Source organism: Kitasatospora sp. NPDC043949 (genome assembly GCF_056435365.1).
On the sequence record NZ_JBWKEQ010000045.1, the window covers coordinates 47,430 to 64,862 of the forward strand.

Consider the following 17,433-nt stretch of genomic DNA (forward strand, 5'->3'; position numbering starts at 1 on the left):
CTTCCCCCCCCCCCCCCCCACCCCCCCCCCCCCCCCCCCCCCCCCCCCCCCCCCCCCCCCCCCCCCCCCCCCGCGGCGCCGGGTCCGGACACCGGGACGCCCCGGACGCCCCGGACGCCCGGCACGGCCGGCGCCGTGCCCGGCGGGCCGCTCGGCCGTGCCGGGACCACGGCGCCCGGTGCGCCGTTACCTACTGGTGTTGCCACCCGCCTCATCCTCCCCAGGGGTCGAGCCCGCTGTCCGGGGCCCGGCCGATGCCAGCAGTATGGCCGTGACTCCCCGTGGCCACACCCGAATTGCGCCGATCTTGAGCTTGCCCCGCACGTGCCCCGCATGGGTCCCGCACGCCTCCGGGGCCCCCGCCGCCCGGCGGCCGGCGGTGAACCGTCCGACGCGGGATGCACCCTATGCGGTTCCTCGGACAGGCCGGAGCGGCGAGGTCCGGTTGCCGCGTCGGCGCTCGGGGAGCCGAGGACGGACCCCAAGGCCGGCGGCGGGGGCGGTCCCGCGGTGACGCCACCGGTCCCGGCTCGGTCGGTGCACCCGGTTTCGGCGGACACCCTCCGTACGATGGGCGGCATGCGCCTGCTTGGAACGATCACGCCCGACCGCCCGCTGCTCGTCGTCGCCGTGCGCGAGGAAGCCGCCCACCTCGACGACCGGCTGCCCGTCCTGCTCACCGGAATAGGGAAGATCAACGCCACCGCCGCGCTGGCCACCGTCCTCGCCCAGGGCGAGAAGCCGTCCGAGGTGATCAACCTCGGCACGGCCGGCGCGCTGCGCCCCGGCTGGGAGGGCACCCACCACGTCGTCCAGGTCATCCAGCACGACCTCGACACCCCGGCCCTGCTGGCGCTCACCGGCCGCAGTTACGGCGCCCCGCTGGTGGTCGGCAAGGGCGACGGGCCGGTACTGGCCACCGGCGACCTCTTCGTCTCCGACCCGGCGGCCCGCGACCGGCTCGCCGAGCACGCCGACCTGGTCGACATGGAGGGCTACGCCGTCGCCGCCGTCGCCCACCGCTTCGGGGTGCCGGTGCGCCTGGTCAAGCACGTCAGCGACGAGGCCGGCGAGGGCGCGAGCCACACCTGGCGCGAGTCGGTCGACGCCTGCGCCCGCCACCTCGCCGACTGGGTCGTCGCGCAGGGCTGGTGACGGCGCGTCCCGGGGACGCGCGGCGCCGACCGGCGCGGGCGGGTGAGAGGGCGGTCGGCCTCCCTCTCGCCCGCCGCGTTCAGTCGCGGAACCTCGCCCGCCAGGTTCAGCCGTGGACCGTCGCCCGCCGCGTTCAGCCGCGGAACGCCGAGAGGTCCAGCGCCGCCAGCCGCTCCGGATCGGTGAGCACCTCGATCGCCGCGATCGCGCCGTCCACCACGGTGAACGCCATGACCGACAGCGGCCGCCCGCCCTCGCCGATCGCCACCGCGCCCGCGGCGCCGTTGACCAGCGCCGGGCGGGCGAACGGCGACAGCCCGCCCCACAGCACCGGCTGGTCGGCCACGGCGGTCGCGCCCGCCAGCACCACCGGGTGCCCGGACCGCACCGCGCCGCCGTCCGAGCGCAGCACCACGCCCGGGGCGAGCACGGCCACCAGCGCGCCCAGGTCGCCGGCGCGGGCGGCCGCGAAGAAGCCGTCCACGGCGGCCTGCTGACGGCCCGGGTCCGGGTCGGGCGCCGGTGCCTGGTCCTGAACCCGGCGGCGGGCCCGGTCGGCCAGCTGGTGGGTCGTGGCCGCCGTCCGCTCGATCAGCGGGGCGATCTCGGCGAACGGCACCGCGAACAGGTCGTGCAGCACGAAGGCGACCCGCTCGGCCGGGGCCAGCGACTCCAGTACCACCATCAGCGCCAGGCCCACCGAGTCCCCGAGCAGCACCTCCTGCCCGGGGTCGGCCACGCCCTCGCGCCGCAGCAGCGGGTCCGGGATGCGCGTCGGGCCCGGCTCACCGGCCTCGGCCTCCGGCGGCTCCTCGCGGCGCAGCTCCCGGCCGCGCAGCAGGTTGAGGCAGACCCGCGAGACCACCGTGGTCAGCCAGCCGGGGAGGTTCTGCACGTCGGAGGCGTCGGTGCGGTCGTAGCGCAGCCAGGCCTCGTGGACGGCGTCCTCGGCCTCGCTCACCGAGCCGAGCATCCGGTACGCCACGGCCCGCAGCCGGGGCCGCTGCGCCTCGAACAGTGCGGCCCGCTCGTCCGGAGGTAATTTCTCGTCCACCGTGTCACATTCCTTCGCCGCTGGGGGTCAGAGCAACAGGAGCCACCCAACAACGGCTGCGCCGTGGAGATCAACTCCCCACCCGGGGCGAGTCGGAGACGAGGGCTGGCGAACACCCCCGATCGGCCGCCGTCGTGAGTGTCACCGCCGAGTTCTAGGCTGGCCGCCATGCCGACGACCCCGCTGCTCGACGCGATCCGCGCCAACCCCGCCGCCCTCGACTACCTGGCCTGGCCGGGCGACCTCAGCCTCGACCACTACCCGCACGTCGAGGAGGTGGTGCTCGCCTCCGGCGAGGCCCTGGAGCCGGTGGCCAAGGACGGCGCGGGCGGCACCTTCTTCCTGTGCGGGGAGGGCGGCGAGGAGCGTCCCGTCCTGTACGCCGATTCGGAGGGCGGCGCGGCGGTGCTGGCCGTCGGGCTGCCGGAGCTGGTCCGGCTGCTGCTGGCCGTGCCGTGGTGGCGGGACTGCCCGCGGCTGACGGTGGAGGAGAGCGCGGAGGCCGCGGAGGAGTACCTGGAGGACGAGCCCGGCCTGTACGCGGAGCGGGACGCGGCCGCCGCCGCGCTCGGCCTCGAAGTCCCGGGCGTGGCGGCGGCGTTGGCCCGGCTGCGGGAGGTCGCGGTCGGACTCGGGCCCGCGTACGTCCTGCTCAACGCCGAGGAGGGCGGCGCGTACGAGCCGTTGTTCCGGGCCTGAGCGGGTGGTCGTGCGGGTGGTCGTGCGGGCGGGTGGCATCAGCTATCCGGCCCCGGGCATACATGAAGGGTTGTCCGGCATCGGGTCGTGACGGCGGGAGACCGGCCCCGGATCCGACCGGGGGCGGCACGAGGAAAGAGGCGATCGTGGGCGAACTGGACGGCAGGACGGCACTGGTGACGGGCGGCTCGCGCGGGATCGGGCGGGCGGTGGCACAGCGGCTCGCCGCCGACGGGGCGCTGGTCGCGGTCCACTACGGCGGCAACGAGGCGGCCGCCGCGGAGACCGTGGAGCTGATCGCCAAGGCCGGCGGCCGGGCGTTCGCGGTGCGGGCCCGGTTCGGCGAGAGCGGCGCGCTGGACCAGCTGTTCGAGGGCCTCGCCGCCGGGCTGGCGGAGCGCGGCGAGCCCGGTGGGGACGGCGGGGCAGGCCTGGACATCCTGGTCAACAACGCGGGCATCCACCTGGCCGGGTCGATCGGGCAGCTCACGGAGGAGGAGTTCGACCGGTTGATGGCGATCAACGTGCGCACGCCGATCTTCGTGATCCAGCGGGCGATTCCGCTGCTGCGGGACGGCGGGCGGATCGTCAACGTGGCCTCGGCGGCCACCCGGATCGGCTCCCCGGTGCAGATCGGCTACACCGTCAGCAAGACGGCGCTGGTGGCCCTCGCCGCACCGCTCGCCAACGAGCTCGGCCGGCGCGGGATCACCGTGAACACCGTCAACCCCGGCGTGATCCTCACCGACATGACGTCCCAGTGGACGGGCGTCCCCGAGGCGATGGCCGGGCTCGAATCGATCACCGCACTCGGCCGGATCGGCCAGCCGGAGGACGTCGCCGACGTGGTGGGCTTCCTGGCGGGCCCGCAGGGCCGCTGGGTGACCGGCCAGACCATCGACGCCTCCGGCGGCACCTTCCTCGGTCCGATCCCGCCCGCGTAATCCCTTGGGGTGTCGAAAGGTCGGCGGGGTGGCAGCCCTCAGCGCCGCCACCCCGTTCGCTTCTCGGCACGGAAGGTGGGGTTCATTGAGCCAAACCCCACCTTGGGGTGATGTGTTGAGGCAGCGTCAGAACGCCGACGGGGGCTGAAGGAGCAGATCGAGGACGGACGTCCAGTGCTCGTCGGGTGCGGTGACGATCACGTAGCCCTCCTGACCGGGGAGGCGGGGGATCAGGGCGCTGCGGCAGCCGTGGCTGTGGTGGATCTCGACGGGGACGGGCTCGCCGTCCAGGCGGATCTCGCCGGCGCTGATGGATTCGGGGTCGAGCGGGCCCAGGTGGTGGCGCGGGTCGATGCGGCCGGAGTTGCCGAGGAAGTTGAAGAGCTGTGATCCGGGGGTGGTCAGGGACTTCACCCGGAAGCCGTCGGGGACGGGCCGGGAGGTCTGGACGATCGCGATGAGCTCGCGTTTCAGGTGGTAGTTCAGATCGACGTGGCAGAGGTAGCCGTCGCTGCCCATCCGCCCGAGGAGGACGAACCACTCGGGCGGCGCGTCGCGCAGGACGGCGATCCGCCCGCCCCACTCCTCGGCGGTCTCGCGGTCGGTGGGGATGTGGAACTTGCGCGGCTCGCTGCTGCGGAACACAGGGATCCCCCAACTGATCGGTGAAAAAAGGTTCTTGGGCCACCAGTAGACCCCGACATGCCCGCGCGCGAGTGAGTTCCCGCCCGGCGCCCGCCCGGGGTGGTCGTCCCATCCATCATGTTCCTCCGATCCCGTTGTCGACCTTCACGTAGGGTGCGATCAAGCGGTCCCCAAGCCGGGCTTCAGAAGCGGATCTTGGAGGCCGTGGCCACATCCGCACACCCGAAGTCCCGGCCCATCGCCCGAAAGAGCTCGGCCGCGTGGTGACCGAACGGAGCCCAAGCGCCATGTCGGATACAACCTCCGCCGGCCCCGGCCCTCGTGAGGTCCTGGCCCGCTACCAGCGGGCGATGCTCGACAAGTCCGCAGACGACCTGGCCGATCTCTACACGGTCGACGCCGTCCACGAGTTCCCGTTCCTCTCCCCCGGTATGCCGGCGCGCTATGAGGGACGCGAAGAGGTCCGCGCGGGCTACCGAGCGGCCTGGGGTGCCAGCCCGGCGCAACCGCAGGAGATCCGCGAAGTCGCCGTACACGAGAGCACCGACCCCGAGGTGATCACCGTCGAGCAGGTCGTCACCGGGACCGTGACCACAACCGGCCGGACCTTCAGCATTCCCGGCCTCCTGGTGATCCGGGTCCGCAACGGCCGGATCGTGCACGTCCGCGACTACATGGACGGGCTCGGTGTGGCCCACGCCATGGACCGACTGGCCGCCTTGGTCACCAGCCTCAGCGACCGCCACTGAAACCCAGCGGCCAGGTGGCCAGCACCTTCGTCGGCGACGCCACGTCGTACACCGTGTCCGGGCCCGGTCGGGCGTCGCCGCACTCGGGGGCGACGACGCCGGAGGCCAGGTAGCCGGGCTCGGTGTCGTGGGTGCCGTGGGCGATGACGCCGCCGGGGACGGTGGTGTCGGCGGTCATCAGGTCCAGGCAATCGCGCAACTCGGCGAGCGCGGTCGGGTTCCACGGCACGGTGAGGGTCATGGCCGCTCCTGGTGGACAGTCAGCTGGTCTCCGGGAGCGGCCAACTTCGGCAGTGGACTGCTGCATCCGTGCCGCAGGTGGTACGTGCCTCGGATCGTAGAGGCGCCGTCGGCCGCCAGGCGCCGGCTGATCGGCGTGGCGGGCTGGTCAGCGTGCTGCTGGGGCCGGGTTCAGATCGGCAGGTCCCAGCCCGGCCCGGTCTCGCTGCCGATCCAGACGCGCTGCCCGGAGGGGGAGACGGTGATGCCGAACTCCTCCTGGTGGGGTTCGCCGGCTGCCCGCCAGGTCTCGACGGCCTGTTCGACCCGGTCCCAGAGGGGCAGTGGGCCGCGTTGGACCACGGTCCATCCGCCGCCGTCGGGGTCCGGCGTGGTCCGGGCCTGGGAGCCGGTGGCTACGTCGGAGAGGATCTGGTGGCCGTCCGCGCCCATGCGTTCGGCGGAGGGGGCGGCGAGTTGGGCGATCCAGCTGCCGGTCCAGGTGCCGATGACCGCGGGGTCGATGCGGGTCGGCCGCTCGGCGCCGGGCAGCAGGGCCAGGCTCGGGCGGGGCGGCCGGTCGTGCGGGCGGGCGATCATGAAGCTGGTGTGGCCGGGCAGGAACCGGCCGGTGGCGCTGCCGGGGCCGGTGACGGTGAGCAGGGCGAGGCCGGAGGCGTAGCTCCAGCCGGAGAGCGTGACGAGGATCTTGCCGCCGGGCTTCACCTGGTGCAGCCAGGGCAGGGGGAGGTGGCGGACCGCGCAGGTGGCGATGAGCCGGTCGTAGTCGCCGCCGTCGGGGTCCCCCCGAAGGCCGTCGCCGACGATCAGCCGGGGGGCGTAGCCGGTGGCCTTGAGCGCGGATGCGGCGGCCTCGGCCACCACCGGGTCGTATTCGATGCTGGTGAGGTGGGTGTCCCCGAGGCGGTGCGCGCCGAGGGCGGTCGAATAGCCGGTGCCGGTGCCGACCTCCAGGACACGGTGCCCGGCCCTGGTGTCGAGCTGGTGCCACATGCGCAGGACGAGGGAGGGGAGGGTGGACGAGGAGGTGGGCGAGCCGGGGACCGGGGCGCCGTCGACGTCGCGGGGGCGGGTCCGGCCGTCCAGCTGGGTGATCAACGTCCGGTCGGTGTAGATCCCGGCGAGCCACCCGGGCGAGGTGTCGAGCACCGCCCGGTAGCCGGTCGGTGAACTGCCCGGTACGGCCTCGAAGTAGGCGCCCGCGAAGGCCTCGCGCGGGACGGCCTCGGCGGCCTCGCGCCACGCCGGGTCGGTGAGCGCACCGTCCGAGGCGAGCCGGTCGACGAGGGCTGCGCGCAACTCGGTGGACTGGTTCACGGGTTGGGTCCCTTCTCTAGCTGGTTGGCGATGGCCTGGGCGATGGCGTCCGTCACCTGCTCGGGTTGCCAGGCCCATTGGCCGTTCGGGTTGCACTCCAGGAACTGCCAGGATCCGTCGGGTGTCACGGCGAAGTCGAATGCGCCGTACACGAGGCGGAAGTCGGCGAGGTAGCCGGCGATGGACCGCGCGACGGGCGGGGGGACCGTGACCGGCGTGCAGGACATCAGGTTCTGCCGGCGCCGCCAGTCGAGGTCCGGGCTGGCGATCCGGAGCCCGAACAGCCGGTCGCCGACGGCCGTCACCCGGGCGTCGAACGCCTTCACCACCGTGGCCTGGAACAGGTGGGGGCAGACGGCGACCGCGTCGGTGATCTCGCGGGGTTCCACCTCCCGCACCCACACCGTCCGGGGCGTTCCGTTCACGGTGTACGACGTGTTCCACAGCGGTTTGTAGACGACCCCGCCGGTGTGCTGGGCAGCAAAGGCGCGCGCCTCCGCCGGGTCGTTCGTGATCAGGGTGTCCGGGAGCGTGAACCCGAGCCGCTGCGCGCTGGCCAGTTGCGCCGGTTTGTACTCCGCGGCCCGATTGTGCCAGGGGTGGTTGACGTAGTGCGCCCCCGGAAGGGAGGCGAGGATGCCCCCGGCACCCCACAGGGACTGCGTGGCGGCGAAGCGCCGGTCCTGGCCGTGCAGTTCGGGCGGTCCCTCGTAAGGGGAGGGACGTCGGACCCAGACCGAGCGCACGTGGGTCAGGTCGAGTTCCCGGCTCGGGGTGCGCAGGGTGCCCCGCCGGCCGCCCGTGCGGTACGCGGCGGTCAGCGAGGCACCCGTGTGCAGGTCGGTGCCGGGGTCGAGGCGAAGCACGCGAACGCGGCGCTGCGCGAGGATGCGCAGGACCACGTCGGTGGTCACGTCGTGAGGGTTGGTCAGCACCAGCACCGACCCGCGTTGGTGGGTCATCAGCCGGCGCTCTGGTCCTGGTCGTAGGACTCGGTGGTGTCCGAGTCGGTGGACCCGCCCGGTCCGGCCCCGTCACCGGGCCTGGTCGTGGTGGGCGTGAGGCCGCTGGTGCTGGTGCCGTGAGCGCCGAACTCGACCGTGCGGCCGCTGCCGTCCACGATCACGGCGATCTGCGTGTCGGGGTCGATGACGGGGGTGCCCGAGGGGACCGTGGTGGTCTCCGGGAAGGGGCGCATCCTGGTCGTGCCCCACGGCGGGGCGAGGGTGTGTGCCATCTGGCGTCTCCGTTTCGGTGTGTCGGTGTCCGTCCGGCGTGTCCGGTGGGTTGCGGGGCCGCGCCGGGACGGACGGCGGAGATCGGCCCGTTCGGCGCCCGATGCTCCTGTAACGCGCTGGCGGGTCGAGGGTGTTGGGGCGGCGCGTCAGCATGGCGTGGCGGCCTTGGCGCGGGTGCGGCAGTGGGTGAGGGCGGGTTTGAGGCGGGGGTCGGGGTTGGGGGTGGCGGTGAGGAGTTCGCCGGCGGTGGTGAGGGTGGTCCAGTAGTGGGTGGGGTCGCCGGTGGTGGGGTGCGGCTGGGTGGCGGCGAGGGAGAGGTAGGCGGTGGCGAGGTTGCCGGTGGTGAACCAGCGGGTGAGGCCGTGTTGGTGGCCGGCGCGGATGCTGCCGTGGGCGTCGATGGCGGTGAGGAAGAGTTCGATGACGGCGAGGTCGCGGTCGTCGGGGGTCTTGGGGATGTCGAAGACGCCGAGGGCTTCGAGGAGTTCGCCGGTGTCGTTCTCTGTGCCGGGGCGGGGGCTGGCGAGGAGGGCGTCGTAGCAGTCGTCGAGGCGGCGTTGGGTTTCGGCGGCGGGGATGCCGAGGGCGGTGCAGACGGCGCGGGCTGATCGCAGGGGCTCGCGGGTGCGGCGGGCGAGGGTGGCGTAGGTGTCGGCGGGGGTGGAGCCGGTGTCGAACAGGTGGCGGGCGGTGAGGGGGAGTCGCATGGTGGGTGCCTGTTCAGACGGTGAGGAGGGTGGAAGTGGGGGAGGGTGCGGGGGCGATCAGGGCCCAGACGAACTTGCCGACGCCGCTGGCGCGGGGGCAGCAACCCCATTTCTCGGCCAGCTCGTTGACGAGGAGGACGCCGCGTCCGTGTTCGTCGTCGGGGGTGGGGGTGCGGAGGGAGGGGCGGCCGGTGCCGGCGTCGTGGACTTCGAGGCGTAGGCGGTCGCCGGTGAGGGCGAAGCGGATCTCGATGAGGCGGTCGGCGGGTGCGTCGGTGTGCTGGACGGCGTTGGCGAAGAGTTCGCCGAGGAGGAGTTCGGCGGTGTCGCGGTAGCGGTCGCCAGTGGGGAGCGCGGCGAGGTAGGCGCGGAGCAACTGCCGGGCGACGGGAGTGGATTCCGTGCGGGAGTCCAGGCGCGCGGCGAACGTGCGGGGGCGGGGAGCGGTACGGATTTTGAGCATGGCGGGGCACCTCAGGGGGCGGATGGGGGCGTGCGAAGGGAGTGCGACGTAACGCTATGCACGCAAAAGATCGCTCTCAGGTATCAATCATCGGGGTGTCGGAGTTACGGTGGCGACCAAATCGACGTGTGGGGAACCGCAGCACCTGAGGGGGATGGGGATGGCACATCGGCGACTGGAGAGCGGGCTCACGTCGAGCCCGGCGGTGATGTTCGGCGAAGCGCTCCGTTTCGCACGCGAGCAGGCTGGCTACACGCAGGAAGACTTGGGCAGGCTCCTGCACTGCCACCGGACGGTGATCACTCGGTGGGAGGGCGGCAAGAGGCCGATGGATCGGGGCACCGTGGAGCGAGCTGACGCCGTGCTCGCCATGGGTGGCCTGCTGGTTCGGCTGTGGGAGCGGGTGGACTGGCACGCGGACATCGAGCACCCGGACTGGTTCCAGAAGTACGTGGAGCTGGAAGAGGAGGTCGCAGCGATCCGGGCGATCCAGTACAACCGGATCAACGGTCTGCTTCAGTGTGAGGACTATGCTCGCGCGATCTTGAGCCTCGGGGACGCGCGCAACATCCCGGAGCGGCTAGCCGAGAAGGTTGCAACTCGGCTGGGCAGGCAGGAACGCTTCCTGGCTAGCGATGGGCCGATGCTGCTGGTGGTTCTCCACGAGAGTGCCATTCGCACCGTAATCGGTGGACCGGGCGTGATGAGGAGGCAGATGGAACACCTTCTCTCCGTGAGTGAGCGGTCGAACATCTTCATCGAGGTGGCACCATTCGCTCGCCCGGTGAGGAAGATGCCAGCCACTTCCTTGTTCCTGCTGTTGATGCCGGACGGGAAGGAGTGGGTGTACTCGGAGAGTCTGTATCGCGGACACTTCAGTGATGCGCCGTCAATCGTCACTGAGGCTCGACGCGACTTTGACCTCCTGCGTGGCGATGTACTCTCGGTGGGTGACTCACGTGCGCTGATCGTAGATGCGATGGAGGAGTATCGGCATGAAGAACGTCGAGCTGGGGACAGCTTCTTGGCGCAAGAGCAGCTACAGCGGGGACGATGGGGGCGAGTGCATCGAGGTGGCCCTCGGATCCCTCCCCGGCGCCGTCCCGGTGCGTGACTCCAAGGACCCGCACGGCCCGGCCCTTGTTTTCCCTGCCTCTGCCTGGGAAGCCTTTGTGTCGGCCGTCCGTGAGGGCGACTTTCCGGCGTAAGTCTCCGAGGAGGCGGCTGTGTTGACCTGGCGCAAGAGCAGCTACAGCGGCAACAACGGGGGCAACTGCATCGAGGTGGCCCCCGGGTTCCTTCCCGACGTGATCCCCGTCCGTGACTCCAAGGATCCCGACGGCCCGGCCCTCGTCTTCCCCGCCGCCTCCTGGGACTCCTTCATCGCCTCCGTCCGGGCCGGGGACTTCCCTGCCTGACCGGTCAGTTCCGATCGCCTGACAACCCCTCTCGAACAACTTCGACCACTCTGCGTGTTCTGTCGATGCGGTGCGTAACCGTGCAGTTACAGTCACCCGCAGTGCACGAGTGGTCCCTGTTCGACCCAACAGAGGCGGTAGCAGTCATGGCACCAGAACCCCGTATCGACGTAGCGCCGACGGCCCTCAGTGAAGGTCAGGCGGAGCCCAGCAAGGCCGAGTTGGCGGAGGTCGCCAACTCGCTCACGCCCGGCGTCTGGTTCACCAGCGCGCTGTCGGGCGAGGTCGCCGGTCGCGCCGCCGACGTGACGTGGGAGCTGACCGGCTCGCCCTACGAGGGGCAGACGGCGACCGGGCAGGCGGCGGTCTACTACGCCAACCCGAAGTTCGGCCTCCGCAAGCCGTTCCTCTTCGCGGACGGCTTCAACTACGGCCCGAGCGACCTCCCTGGCCTCTTCGCCTACTTCAACACCGTCGCCGACGGCGGGCCGGGCCTCTTCGACCAACTGCTCAGTGCGGGCTACGACATCGTCCTGGTCGGTTTCACGGAGCGCCACACCCACATCCAGGCCAACGCCGAGGTCGCGATCGCGGCCATCCTCCGGGCCATCGCCGAGCGCAAGGGCGACGAGCGGCTGACCGTCGGTGGGGTGAGCATGGGCGGCATCATCACCCGCTACGCGCTCGCCAAGCTGGAGACGGCGACCGTGGACCACGAGACGGCGACGTACCTCTCCTTCGACTCCCCGCACAACGGCGCCTGGATCCCGCTGATCCTCCAGCAGATGGCCTACTTCTTCGAGGGCTTCACCCCGGCCGGCCCGGACGGCGTCAAGCAGGCCGACCTGATCCGCAGCCCCGCCGCCCAGCAGCTGCTCTGGGCGTGGGTCGAGAACTCGAAGTACGAGGGCCCGGTGGCCACCTCCAGCCGGCTGCGCAAGGAGTTCCTCGCCGATCTCGACCGGGTCGGCAACTTCCCGCAGATCCCGCGCAAGCTCGGTGTCTCCAACGGTCGGCGCGACGGCGTCGGCCTCCCGCTGCCGGCGGGCGAGGTGGCGTTCGACTGGCAGGCCCTGTTCGCCAGTGCCACGGCCCGCTTCCAGCCGAACAAGGGCGAGAAGCAGCCGGTCGGCGGCATGCACCTCGCCCTCACAGTGCGCCGCAGCACCACCACCGAGGTCCCGGCGCTGGACGCCGTCCCCGGCGGCACCCTGGACTCCTTCGGCAAGGTCGCGACCGCCCTCAAGGCGAAGATCTCCGAGGAGTACCGCAGCGGCACCTTCGTCCCGGCCGTCAGCGCGGTGGCGCTGGACTTCGACCCGGTGAAGTGGGACGTCGACCCGGCCGCCGCGATCACCGACGCCGCCCTGGAGAACGCACACCTGGACGCCGTGAAGTTCGACGACGCCAACACCGAGCACAGCCACGTCTCCCGCGTGCTGGTCGACTGGATCGTCGAGCAGCTCGCCCGCTGACGCCTCCCACCTGGTTCGGAGCACCCCCGCGGATGGGCTAAGCTATTCCACATCACCCAGATGCGCGGGTGGCGGAATAGGCAGACGCGCTGGATTCAGGTTCCAGTGCCCGAAAGGGCGTGGGGGTTCAACTCCCCCCTCGCGCACATAGGTCAACCGACCCAATGCGGCCGGTCAACCCGACAGTATGTCGGGTTGACCGGCCGTTTTGCTGTCGATGCATGCGTTCGGCCCCTCGCTTGGTTGCGAGGGGCCGTTGGTGCTTTGGCTGGTCAGGTGGGGTTTGTGGGGTGGGGTGGGTTAGGTGGTGGTGTGGTGAAGCACGCGCGAAATCACCGAACACCCGTGTGACCTCGGACCGGTTGAGCAACTCGACAGTCACGGACATCACCGGGTCGCGACCGGCGACCCATCGTCCGAGAACCGGCCGGCTGCCTCCTGTCGCGGCATTGAGGACAGTCGACGTCGAGGCAGGCCAGTCCGGGGCGCGTCGGCTCCCGCGTGAGCCTGCTCCAGGACGGCGGCCACCGCCCCGGACAGCGCGCTCCGCGCGGCCTGGGGCGTGGTGAAGCGGCTGTGGTTCATCGCACCGTGGCGCAGGATCAGCAGCGTGTCGGCCGCGCCCTCCGGGTCCGGGTGGCCGACGGCGGTGAGGAGTTCCAGCAGCCGCGCGCGGAACCAGTCCATGTGTTCCTGGATGGCCTGGCTGACGGGATGGTGCGGGTCGGGGTAGTCGGCGGCGGCGTTGATGAGCGGGCAGCCACGGAAACCCGGTGCGCAGAACTGCTCCGCGATCCCCGCGAACAGGGCCTCGACCGTCTCCCGCGGGGAGCGCCCGGTCGCCGCGGCGGCTTCGCGGAACGCCCGGTCGTGCTCGCGGACGTAGGCGAGGACCACCTCGTCCTTGGACGGGAAGTGCCGGTAGAAGGTCGCGTTGGCGACCGCCGACTCGCGGATCAGCTGGTCGATGCCCACCCCGCGCACGCCCTGCGCGTAGAAGAGCCGCATCGCCGCGGCCAGGATGCGCTCCCGGGGCGGACTGGAGTCCTTCGTCGTCATGACTTGACGCTAACAGAAGGAACGTTCTACCTTGAGTTGGCAGAGAGAACGCTTCTTCTACTTCACGGGCTGGACCGCCGTGCCCCGGCCGGCCACCACCCCAGACCCCCGAACCCCCCTTCGCCAGGAGAGACCCCGCCATGCCCAGCAACCGCACCCCGGTCATGTTCATCCACGGCCTCTGGCTGCACTCCACGAGCTGGCAGGGCTGGGCCGACCGGTTCCGCGACGCCGGCTACGAACCGATCCTCCCCGAATGGCCCGGCGTCCCCGCCACCGTCGCCCAGGCCCGTAGGAACCCCGACCCCCAGGGCGGAATCGGCCTCGCCGAGATCTCCGCCCACCACGCCCGCATCATCCGCGACCTCGACACCCCGCCCGTCCTCGTCGGCCACTCCGTCGGCGGCTTCATCGCCCAACACCTCCTCGGCCAGAACCTCGCCCAGGCCGCCGTCGCGATCTGCCCCGGCCAGATCAAGGGCGTCAAAGCCGTCGGCCCCGCCCAGGCCAAGTCCGCCTTCGCCTTCCTGCGCAACCCCGGCAACACCAAGCGCGCCGTCTCACTCAACCCCGAGCAGTTCCGCTACGCGTTCGCCAACGCCGTCTCCCAGCAGGAATCCGACCAGCTCTTCGACGAATGGACCATCCCCAGCCCCGCCCGCCCCCTCTTCCAACTCGCCCTGAGCAACTTCGCCCCGCACTCCCCCGCCAAGGTCGACACCCGCAACGAGAGCCGCGGACCGCTCCTCCTCCTGTCCGGCAAGCTCGACCACACCGTGCCCGACGTGCTGACCCGCTCCACCCACAAGCAGTACCGCAAGTCCCCCGCCGTCACCGACTACCACCGCTTCGACGACCGCGGCCACTCCCTCACCGTCGACCACGGCTGGACCGAACTCGCCGACCACACCCTCACCTGGCTCGACCAGCACCACATCGGCTGAACAGCCGGCCCACCCCCAGGTGCGGCGCCCTGCCCCGCGTGCCACGGGCAACGGCATCAAGGTGACGCCACGCGTCGAACCGCCGGACCGCCTCCCGGGGTCGGTCGAGCGGACCCACGCCTGCCGCCCGCACGCCAAGCCGGCCCACGGCAACATCCCGGCCCCTCCGGCCGTCGAGTAGCCGCTTCCGTTGACCGACGGAGGTGCGCGCCACGCTGCGCACCCGCCGTTTTCCCCCTACGCCCGGCCGCCTTCCCGGCCGGGTCATCTCCTCCCTAAGGAACATCATGCGTAATCGCCGTGTCCGTGTACGTACCGTGGCCCTCGCGGCAGTCGGGGCAGCCCTTCTCGGGGCCACCCTGACCCCCCTCGCGTCGGCCGACTCCGGCCCGGCCAAGGCGAAGCCGACCGTCGTGCTGGAGCACGGAGCGTTCGCGGACGCCTCCGGCTGGAACGGCGTGGCCAAGCGCCTCCAGCACGACGGCTACACCGTCATCGCTCCCGCCAACCCGCTGCGCGGACTGCCCGAGGACTCCGCTTACCTCACCAGCGTCCTCAAGAGCGTCCAGGGACCGGTCGTGCTCGTCGGCCACTCCTACGGGGGCGCCGTCATCACCCAGGCCGCCGCCGGCAACCCCCAGGTCAAGGCACTGGTCTACATCGCCGCGCTGATGCCCGAGAAGGGAGAGGTCCTCGGCGCGCTGACCGCGAGGTCCACTCAGGCGCAGTTGCAGCCCGCGCTCAAGCCCGTCCCGTACGCCAACGCCGACGGCACCGGCGGGACCGATCTGTACATCGATCCCGCCCGGTTCCACGACGTCTTCGCAGCCGACGTCCCCACTTCCGAGACCAACCTCATGGCGGCCGAGCAGCGGCCCGTCACCGCCGCCACCTTCGCCTCCACCGCCAGCGCCGCCGCCTGGCACACGATCCCCTCGTGGGCCATGATCGCCACCCAGGACAAGACCCTGGGCGCGGACGTGGAGCGCTTCGAGGCCAAGCGCGCCGGCTCCCACACCGTGGAGGTCGACAGCTCACACGTCGCGATGATCTCCCACCCCGCGGCCGTCACCCACCTCATCGAGGACGCCGCCCGCTCCACCTCCCACTAGCCTCACACTTCGTGACGGTCCGCCGAATTCACCTCATCCGGCGGGCCGTTCGGCTTGTCGAGGTCATAGCGGGCGGGCGGCCCGGCCGCCGCGCCGAGTGGGCGCTCAGGAGTGGGGCGGCGGTGTAACGGGCGTGGGCCCCGGCCCACGTGTTCTCGGCCACGAGCGCCGGGGCGGCGGGCAGGTCGAGGCAGTCGCCGCAGGCAGAGCTGCGAGGTGTTCCCTTGCTGGTCCCTCTATCCCATGTAGAGGGACCAGCAAGGGAGTAGCGGTGAGCGAGGGGGACATGGCGGACGCGGCCCTGCCCGTGAGGCTGCGCGTCGTGCCGATGCTCTGCGCATCGAGTCGGAGATGTGGTGTCGGCCGGCCTGGCGGGCGTGCGGTCACCGTGGCTGCCGCCGGGCGTGGCTGCGCTGGTCGTGGGTCAGGTGGTCTTGGTGCGCTGGTCGCGCTGGTGGCGCCAGGTGGCCATCTGGCCGTAGATGCGGATGCGGGCGCGGGCGACGGCGCCGATCGGCCGGTGGTCCTGGAGTGCGTGGGCGATGCTGAAGGTGAGTTCCTCGGCGAGCTGGTTGCGGGCGGCGGTGCGGAACTCCTGCCGGGGGATGGTGACGGTGGCGACCTTCACCAGCGGGGCCTGGTCCGTGCCCCATGCGACGGCGATGTCCTCGACGGGCATGGTGTCGGGGTCGGTGCGCAGTTGGACCATGAAGTCGAAGGTGGCGTCAGTCTGGGTGAGGTGCTCCTGGAGGTGGTCGCCGAGGTAGTGGTCCTGGTGCTTCTCGCGCCCCGGGCTGGTGTACGTCGAGGTCGGCACGAGGACGTACTTGACGACCTGGTCGGGGCCGAGCAGCGAGGCGGTGTTGCTCCAGTAGTGGATGTCGGCGGGTGAGGTGGGGGTGATGACCGCCTTGGCCAGGCCGGCGAGGACGTGCGGGTGGCTGGTGAGCATCTTGGCGGCGAACTTGGCCGGTTCGAGGGTGATGACGTCGTGGAACAGCTTGACGGTGCCGAGCGGGATGGCGGGGGTGTTGAGCAGGATGAAGTCCTGGGTGGTGGGCTCGTCGCTCTCGGGGATGCGTTCGCCGGGCACGTCGTGCAGTTTGATGGCGGCGCCGCGCAGGTCCTTGACGTCGTCGGACTGCGGTTTGCCGTTGCCGCTGGAGAAGCGCAGCCACCCCTCGTAGGTGTGCGGCCGGGCGAACACGCCGACGCGCAGGTTGGCCGGCAGGTCGGGCTCGACCGCGAAGGTGATCTTCACGAGCCCGGTGTGCTTGGCGTGGGCGGCCCGGCCTGTGGCGCCGGGCGGGTAGTCCTTCTCCTGCTGCCGGTTCATGGCCTCGATCATCTCGGCCACGAGTGCGTCCTCGTTCGGTTCGGGCGTCTCGAACCTGGTCAGTGCGCTCATGCGGGAGTCCTTCCGGAAGGTGGCGCGGGGGCTGCCTTGGCGCTATCAGGCTGCGGGCCGCCGGAGCACGGGCGCCACGCGAGGGGGCCGCGACGGGGCCAGGTGGCCGACATCAGGCCGCCGCCGACTGGTTCGGGTGCGGATCGCCCGTGCGAGCCGATCCACGCCACGCCACTTGGAGTGTTCATATGGGCACTCAGTGTCATTGGAATGCTGTGGCGTGGGGCCCTCCAGTGATCACGCCCGACTGGAACGGAGGCGGTATGGCAGGGATCAGACGCGGCCCATCGCGCGGCGCTCTCGCCGCGGCGATCGGGCTGGCGGTCATCGGCGTGACGGCGGGCTGGGGAGGAGGCGCGGCACTGGCCTCCTCCCCGACACGGGACACGGCGTCCGTCAGGCCCGCCGCCGCCTCGCCCGCGAACGGCGCGGGCGAGAGGTCCGGGACCCGGGCGCTGACCTGTCCGCCGACGCCTCTGCCCAGATCGCACTGACCAACGTGACGGTGACCGACCTGACGCCCGGCGTCACCGTCTCCGGCTGCGGAACCAACCAGCTCGCGCCCGGCCAGTCCACCACCTGCCAGGCCACGTACGTCACCACCGCCGCCGACGTCGCCGCCCAGAACGTGCCCGACCAGGGCCAGGTCACCGGCACCACCCCCAGTGGCCAGAACATCACCTCCACCAGCAACAAGGTGACCGTGCCCTTCGCCGGGCTGAAGATCGTCAAGGCCGTCCAGGAGACCTCGTTCTCCGCCGCCGGACAGGCCCTGCACTACACCTTCACCGTCACCAACACCGGTG

The 17,433-nt window shown here is 71.6% G+C and carries 21 protein-coding genes and 1 tRNA gene; 12 read left to right on the forward strand and 10 right to left on the reverse strand.

The window, feature by feature from the left end; all coding sequences use genetic code 11:
* Positions 1-579: 579 nt before the first annotated feature.
* On the forward strand, positions 580-1,155 hold the full coding sequence (locus tag AC07AL_RS29480) for a nucleosidase (protein WP_244293463.1): 576 nt from the start codon (positions 580-582) through the stop codon (positions 1,153-1,155).
* Positions 1,156-1,288: 133 nt separating this feature from the next.
* On the opposite strand, the gene AC07AL_RS29485 is transcribed toward AC07AL_RS29480, so the two are convergent.
* Positions 1,289-2,209 (reverse strand): sigma-70 family RNA polymerase sigma factor, encoded by a 921-nt coding sequence (locus AC07AL_RS29485; RefSeq protein ID WP_478318801.1) that lies wholly within the window; start codon positions 2,207-2,209, stop codon positions 1,289-1,291.
* A gap of 168 nt (positions 2,210-2,377) precedes the next feature.
* On the opposite strand from AC07AL_RS29485, the gene AC07AL_RS29490 reads away from it, so the two are divergent.
* Positions 2,378-2,908, forward strand: a complete 531-nt coding sequence (locus AC07AL_RS29490; protein WP_363618807.1) for a hypothetical protein — start codon at positions 2,378-2,380, stop codon at positions 2,906-2,908.
* 146 nt (positions 2,909-3,054) lie between these two features.
* Entirely contained in the window at positions 3,055-3,852 is a 798-nt protein-coding gene (locus AC07AL_RS29495) for an SDR family oxidoreductase (protein WP_478318802.1), read from the forward strand.
* 126 nt (positions 3,853-3,978) lie between these two features.
* Here AC07AL_RS29495 and AC07AL_RS29500 read toward each other — a convergent pair whose 3' ends face one another.
* A complete protein-coding gene (locus AC07AL_RS29500) occupies positions 3,979-4,497 on the reverse strand; it encodes a hypothetical protein (RefSeq protein ID WP_363588633.1) in 519 nt (172 codons plus the stop codon).
* A 287-nt stretch (positions 4,498-4,784) separates the two neighbouring features.
* Here AC07AL_RS29500 and AC07AL_RS29505 point away from each other — a divergent pair, with 287 nt between their 5' ends.
* Positions 4,785-5,246 carry a nuclear transport factor 2 family protein gene (locus AC07AL_RS29505; RefSeq protein ID WP_363632533.1) on the forward strand — a complete coding sequence of 154 codons (462 nt, stop codon included), beginning with the start codon at positions 4,785-4,787 and terminating at the stop codon, positions 5,244-5,246.
* On the opposite strand, the gene AC07AL_RS29510 is transcribed toward AC07AL_RS29505, so the two are convergent.
* The 6 genes from AC07AL_RS29510 to AC07AL_RS29535 form a co-directional block, all read right to left on the reverse strand.
* Positions 5,230-5,487 carry a hypothetical protein gene (locus AC07AL_RS29510; RefSeq protein WP_478318803.1) on the reverse strand — a complete coding sequence of 86 codons (258 nt, stop codon included), beginning with the start codon at positions 5,485-5,487 and terminating at the stop codon, positions 5,230-5,232. The genes AC07AL_RS29505 and AC07AL_RS29510 overlap by 17 nt on opposite strands.
* 170 nt (positions 5,488-5,657) lie before the next feature.
* Positions 5,658-6,803 (reverse strand): ATP-grasp peptide maturase system methyltransferase, encoded by a 1,146-nt coding sequence (gene tgmC, locus AC07AL_RS29515; protein ID WP_363588638.1) that lies wholly within the window; start codon positions 6,801-6,803, stop codon positions 5,658-5,660.
* Positions 6,800-7,765, reverse strand: a complete 966-nt coding sequence (tgmB, locus tag AC07AL_RS29520) for an ATP-grasp ribosomal peptide maturase (protein ID WP_363632537.1) — start codon at positions 7,763-7,765, stop codon at positions 6,800-6,802. Before tgmB ends, tgmC begins: the two co-directional genes overlap by 4 nt.
* A complete protein-coding gene (tgmA, locus tag AC07AL_RS29525) occupies positions 7,765-8,040 on the reverse strand; it encodes a putative ATP-grasp-modified RiPP (RefSeq protein ID WP_363588642.1) in 276 nt (91 codons plus the stop codon). The genes tgmB and tgmA overlap by 1 nt, the downstream gene beginning before the upstream one ends.
* Before the next feature lie 147 nt (positions 8,041-8,187).
* Entirely contained in the window at positions 8,188-8,748 is a 561-nt protein-coding gene (locus AC07AL_RS29530) for a hypothetical protein (protein WP_478318805.1), read from the reverse strand.
* 13 nt (positions 8,749-8,761) lie between these two features.
* Entirely contained in the window at positions 8,762-9,211 is a 450-nt protein-coding gene (locus AC07AL_RS29535) for an ATP-binding protein (RefSeq protein WP_478318807.1), read from the reverse strand.
* A 109-nt stretch (positions 9,212-9,320) separates the two neighbouring features.
* Between AC07AL_RS29535 and AC07AL_RS29540 the strand changes: the two genes are divergently transcribed.
* The 5 genes from AC07AL_RS29540 to AC07AL_RS29560 all read left to right on the forward strand — a co-directional run bounded on the left by AC07AL_RS29540 (position 9,321) and on the right by AC07AL_RS29560 (position 12,250).
* On the forward strand, positions 9,321-10,325 hold the full coding sequence (locus AC07AL_RS29540; protein ID WP_478318808.1) for a Scr1 family TA system antitoxin-like transcriptional regulator: 1,005 nt from the start codon (positions 9,321-9,323) through the stop codon (positions 10,323-10,325).
* Entirely contained in the window at positions 10,285-10,419 is a 135-nt protein-coding gene (locus AC07AL_RS29545) for a DUF397 domain-containing protein (protein ID WP_478318809.1), read from the forward strand. The genes AC07AL_RS29540 and AC07AL_RS29545 overlap by 41 nt, the downstream gene beginning before the upstream one ends.
* 18 nt (positions 10,420-10,437) lie before the next feature.
* Positions 10,438-10,629 carry a DUF397 domain-containing protein gene (locus tag AC07AL_RS29550; RefSeq protein ID WP_478318811.1) on the forward strand — a complete coding sequence of 64 codons (192 nt, stop codon included), beginning with the start codon at positions 10,438-10,440 and terminating at the stop codon, positions 10,627-10,629.
* A gap of 146 nt (positions 10,630-10,775) precedes the next feature.
* The gene (locus AC07AL_RS29555; protein ID WP_400807350.1) at positions 10,776-12,104 is read left to right on the forward strand and encodes an alpha/beta hydrolase; all 1,329 of its coding nucleotides are present in this window, start codon (positions 10,776-10,778) and stop codon (positions 12,102-12,104) included.
* Positions 12,105-12,166: 62 nt separating this feature from the next.
* Positions 12,167-12,250, forward strand: a tRNA-Leu gene (locus AC07AL_RS29560).
* Between the two features lie 241 nt (positions 12,251-12,491).
* On the opposite strand, the gene AC07AL_RS29565 is transcribed toward AC07AL_RS29560, so the two are convergent.
* Positions 12,492-13,163, reverse strand: a complete 672-nt coding sequence (locus tag AC07AL_RS29565; protein ID WP_363627994.1) for a TetR/AcrR family transcriptional regulator — start codon at positions 13,161-13,163, stop codon at positions 12,492-12,494.
* A 140-nt stretch (positions 13,164-13,303) separates the two neighbouring features.
* Between AC07AL_RS29565 and AC07AL_RS29570 the strand changes: the two genes are divergently transcribed.
* On the forward strand, positions 13,304-14,107 hold the full coding sequence (locus AC07AL_RS29570; protein ID WP_400807353.1) for an alpha/beta hydrolase: 804 nt from the start codon (positions 13,304-13,306) through the stop codon (positions 14,105-14,107).
* 287 nt (positions 14,108-14,394) lie between these two features.
* Entirely contained in the window at positions 14,395-15,219 is an 825-nt protein-coding gene (locus tag AC07AL_RS29575) for an alpha/beta fold hydrolase (protein ID WP_363589144.1), read from the forward strand.
* A gap of 424 nt (positions 15,220-15,643) precedes the next feature.
* On the opposite strand, the gene AC07AL_RS29580 is transcribed toward AC07AL_RS29575, so the two are convergent.
* Complete coding sequence (locus AC07AL_RS29580) at positions 15,644-16,627, reverse strand: catalase family protein (RefSeq protein ID WP_363589146.1); 984 nt, start codon at positions 16,625-16,627, stop codon at positions 15,644-15,646.
* Between the two features lie 505 nt (positions 16,628-17,132).
* On the opposite strand from AC07AL_RS29580, the gene AC07AL_RS29585 reads away from it, so the two are divergent.
* The coding region (locus AC07AL_RS29585; RefSeq protein WP_478318813.1) for a DUF7507 domain-containing protein at positions 17,133-17,433 on the forward strand (301 nt) is incomplete at its 3' end.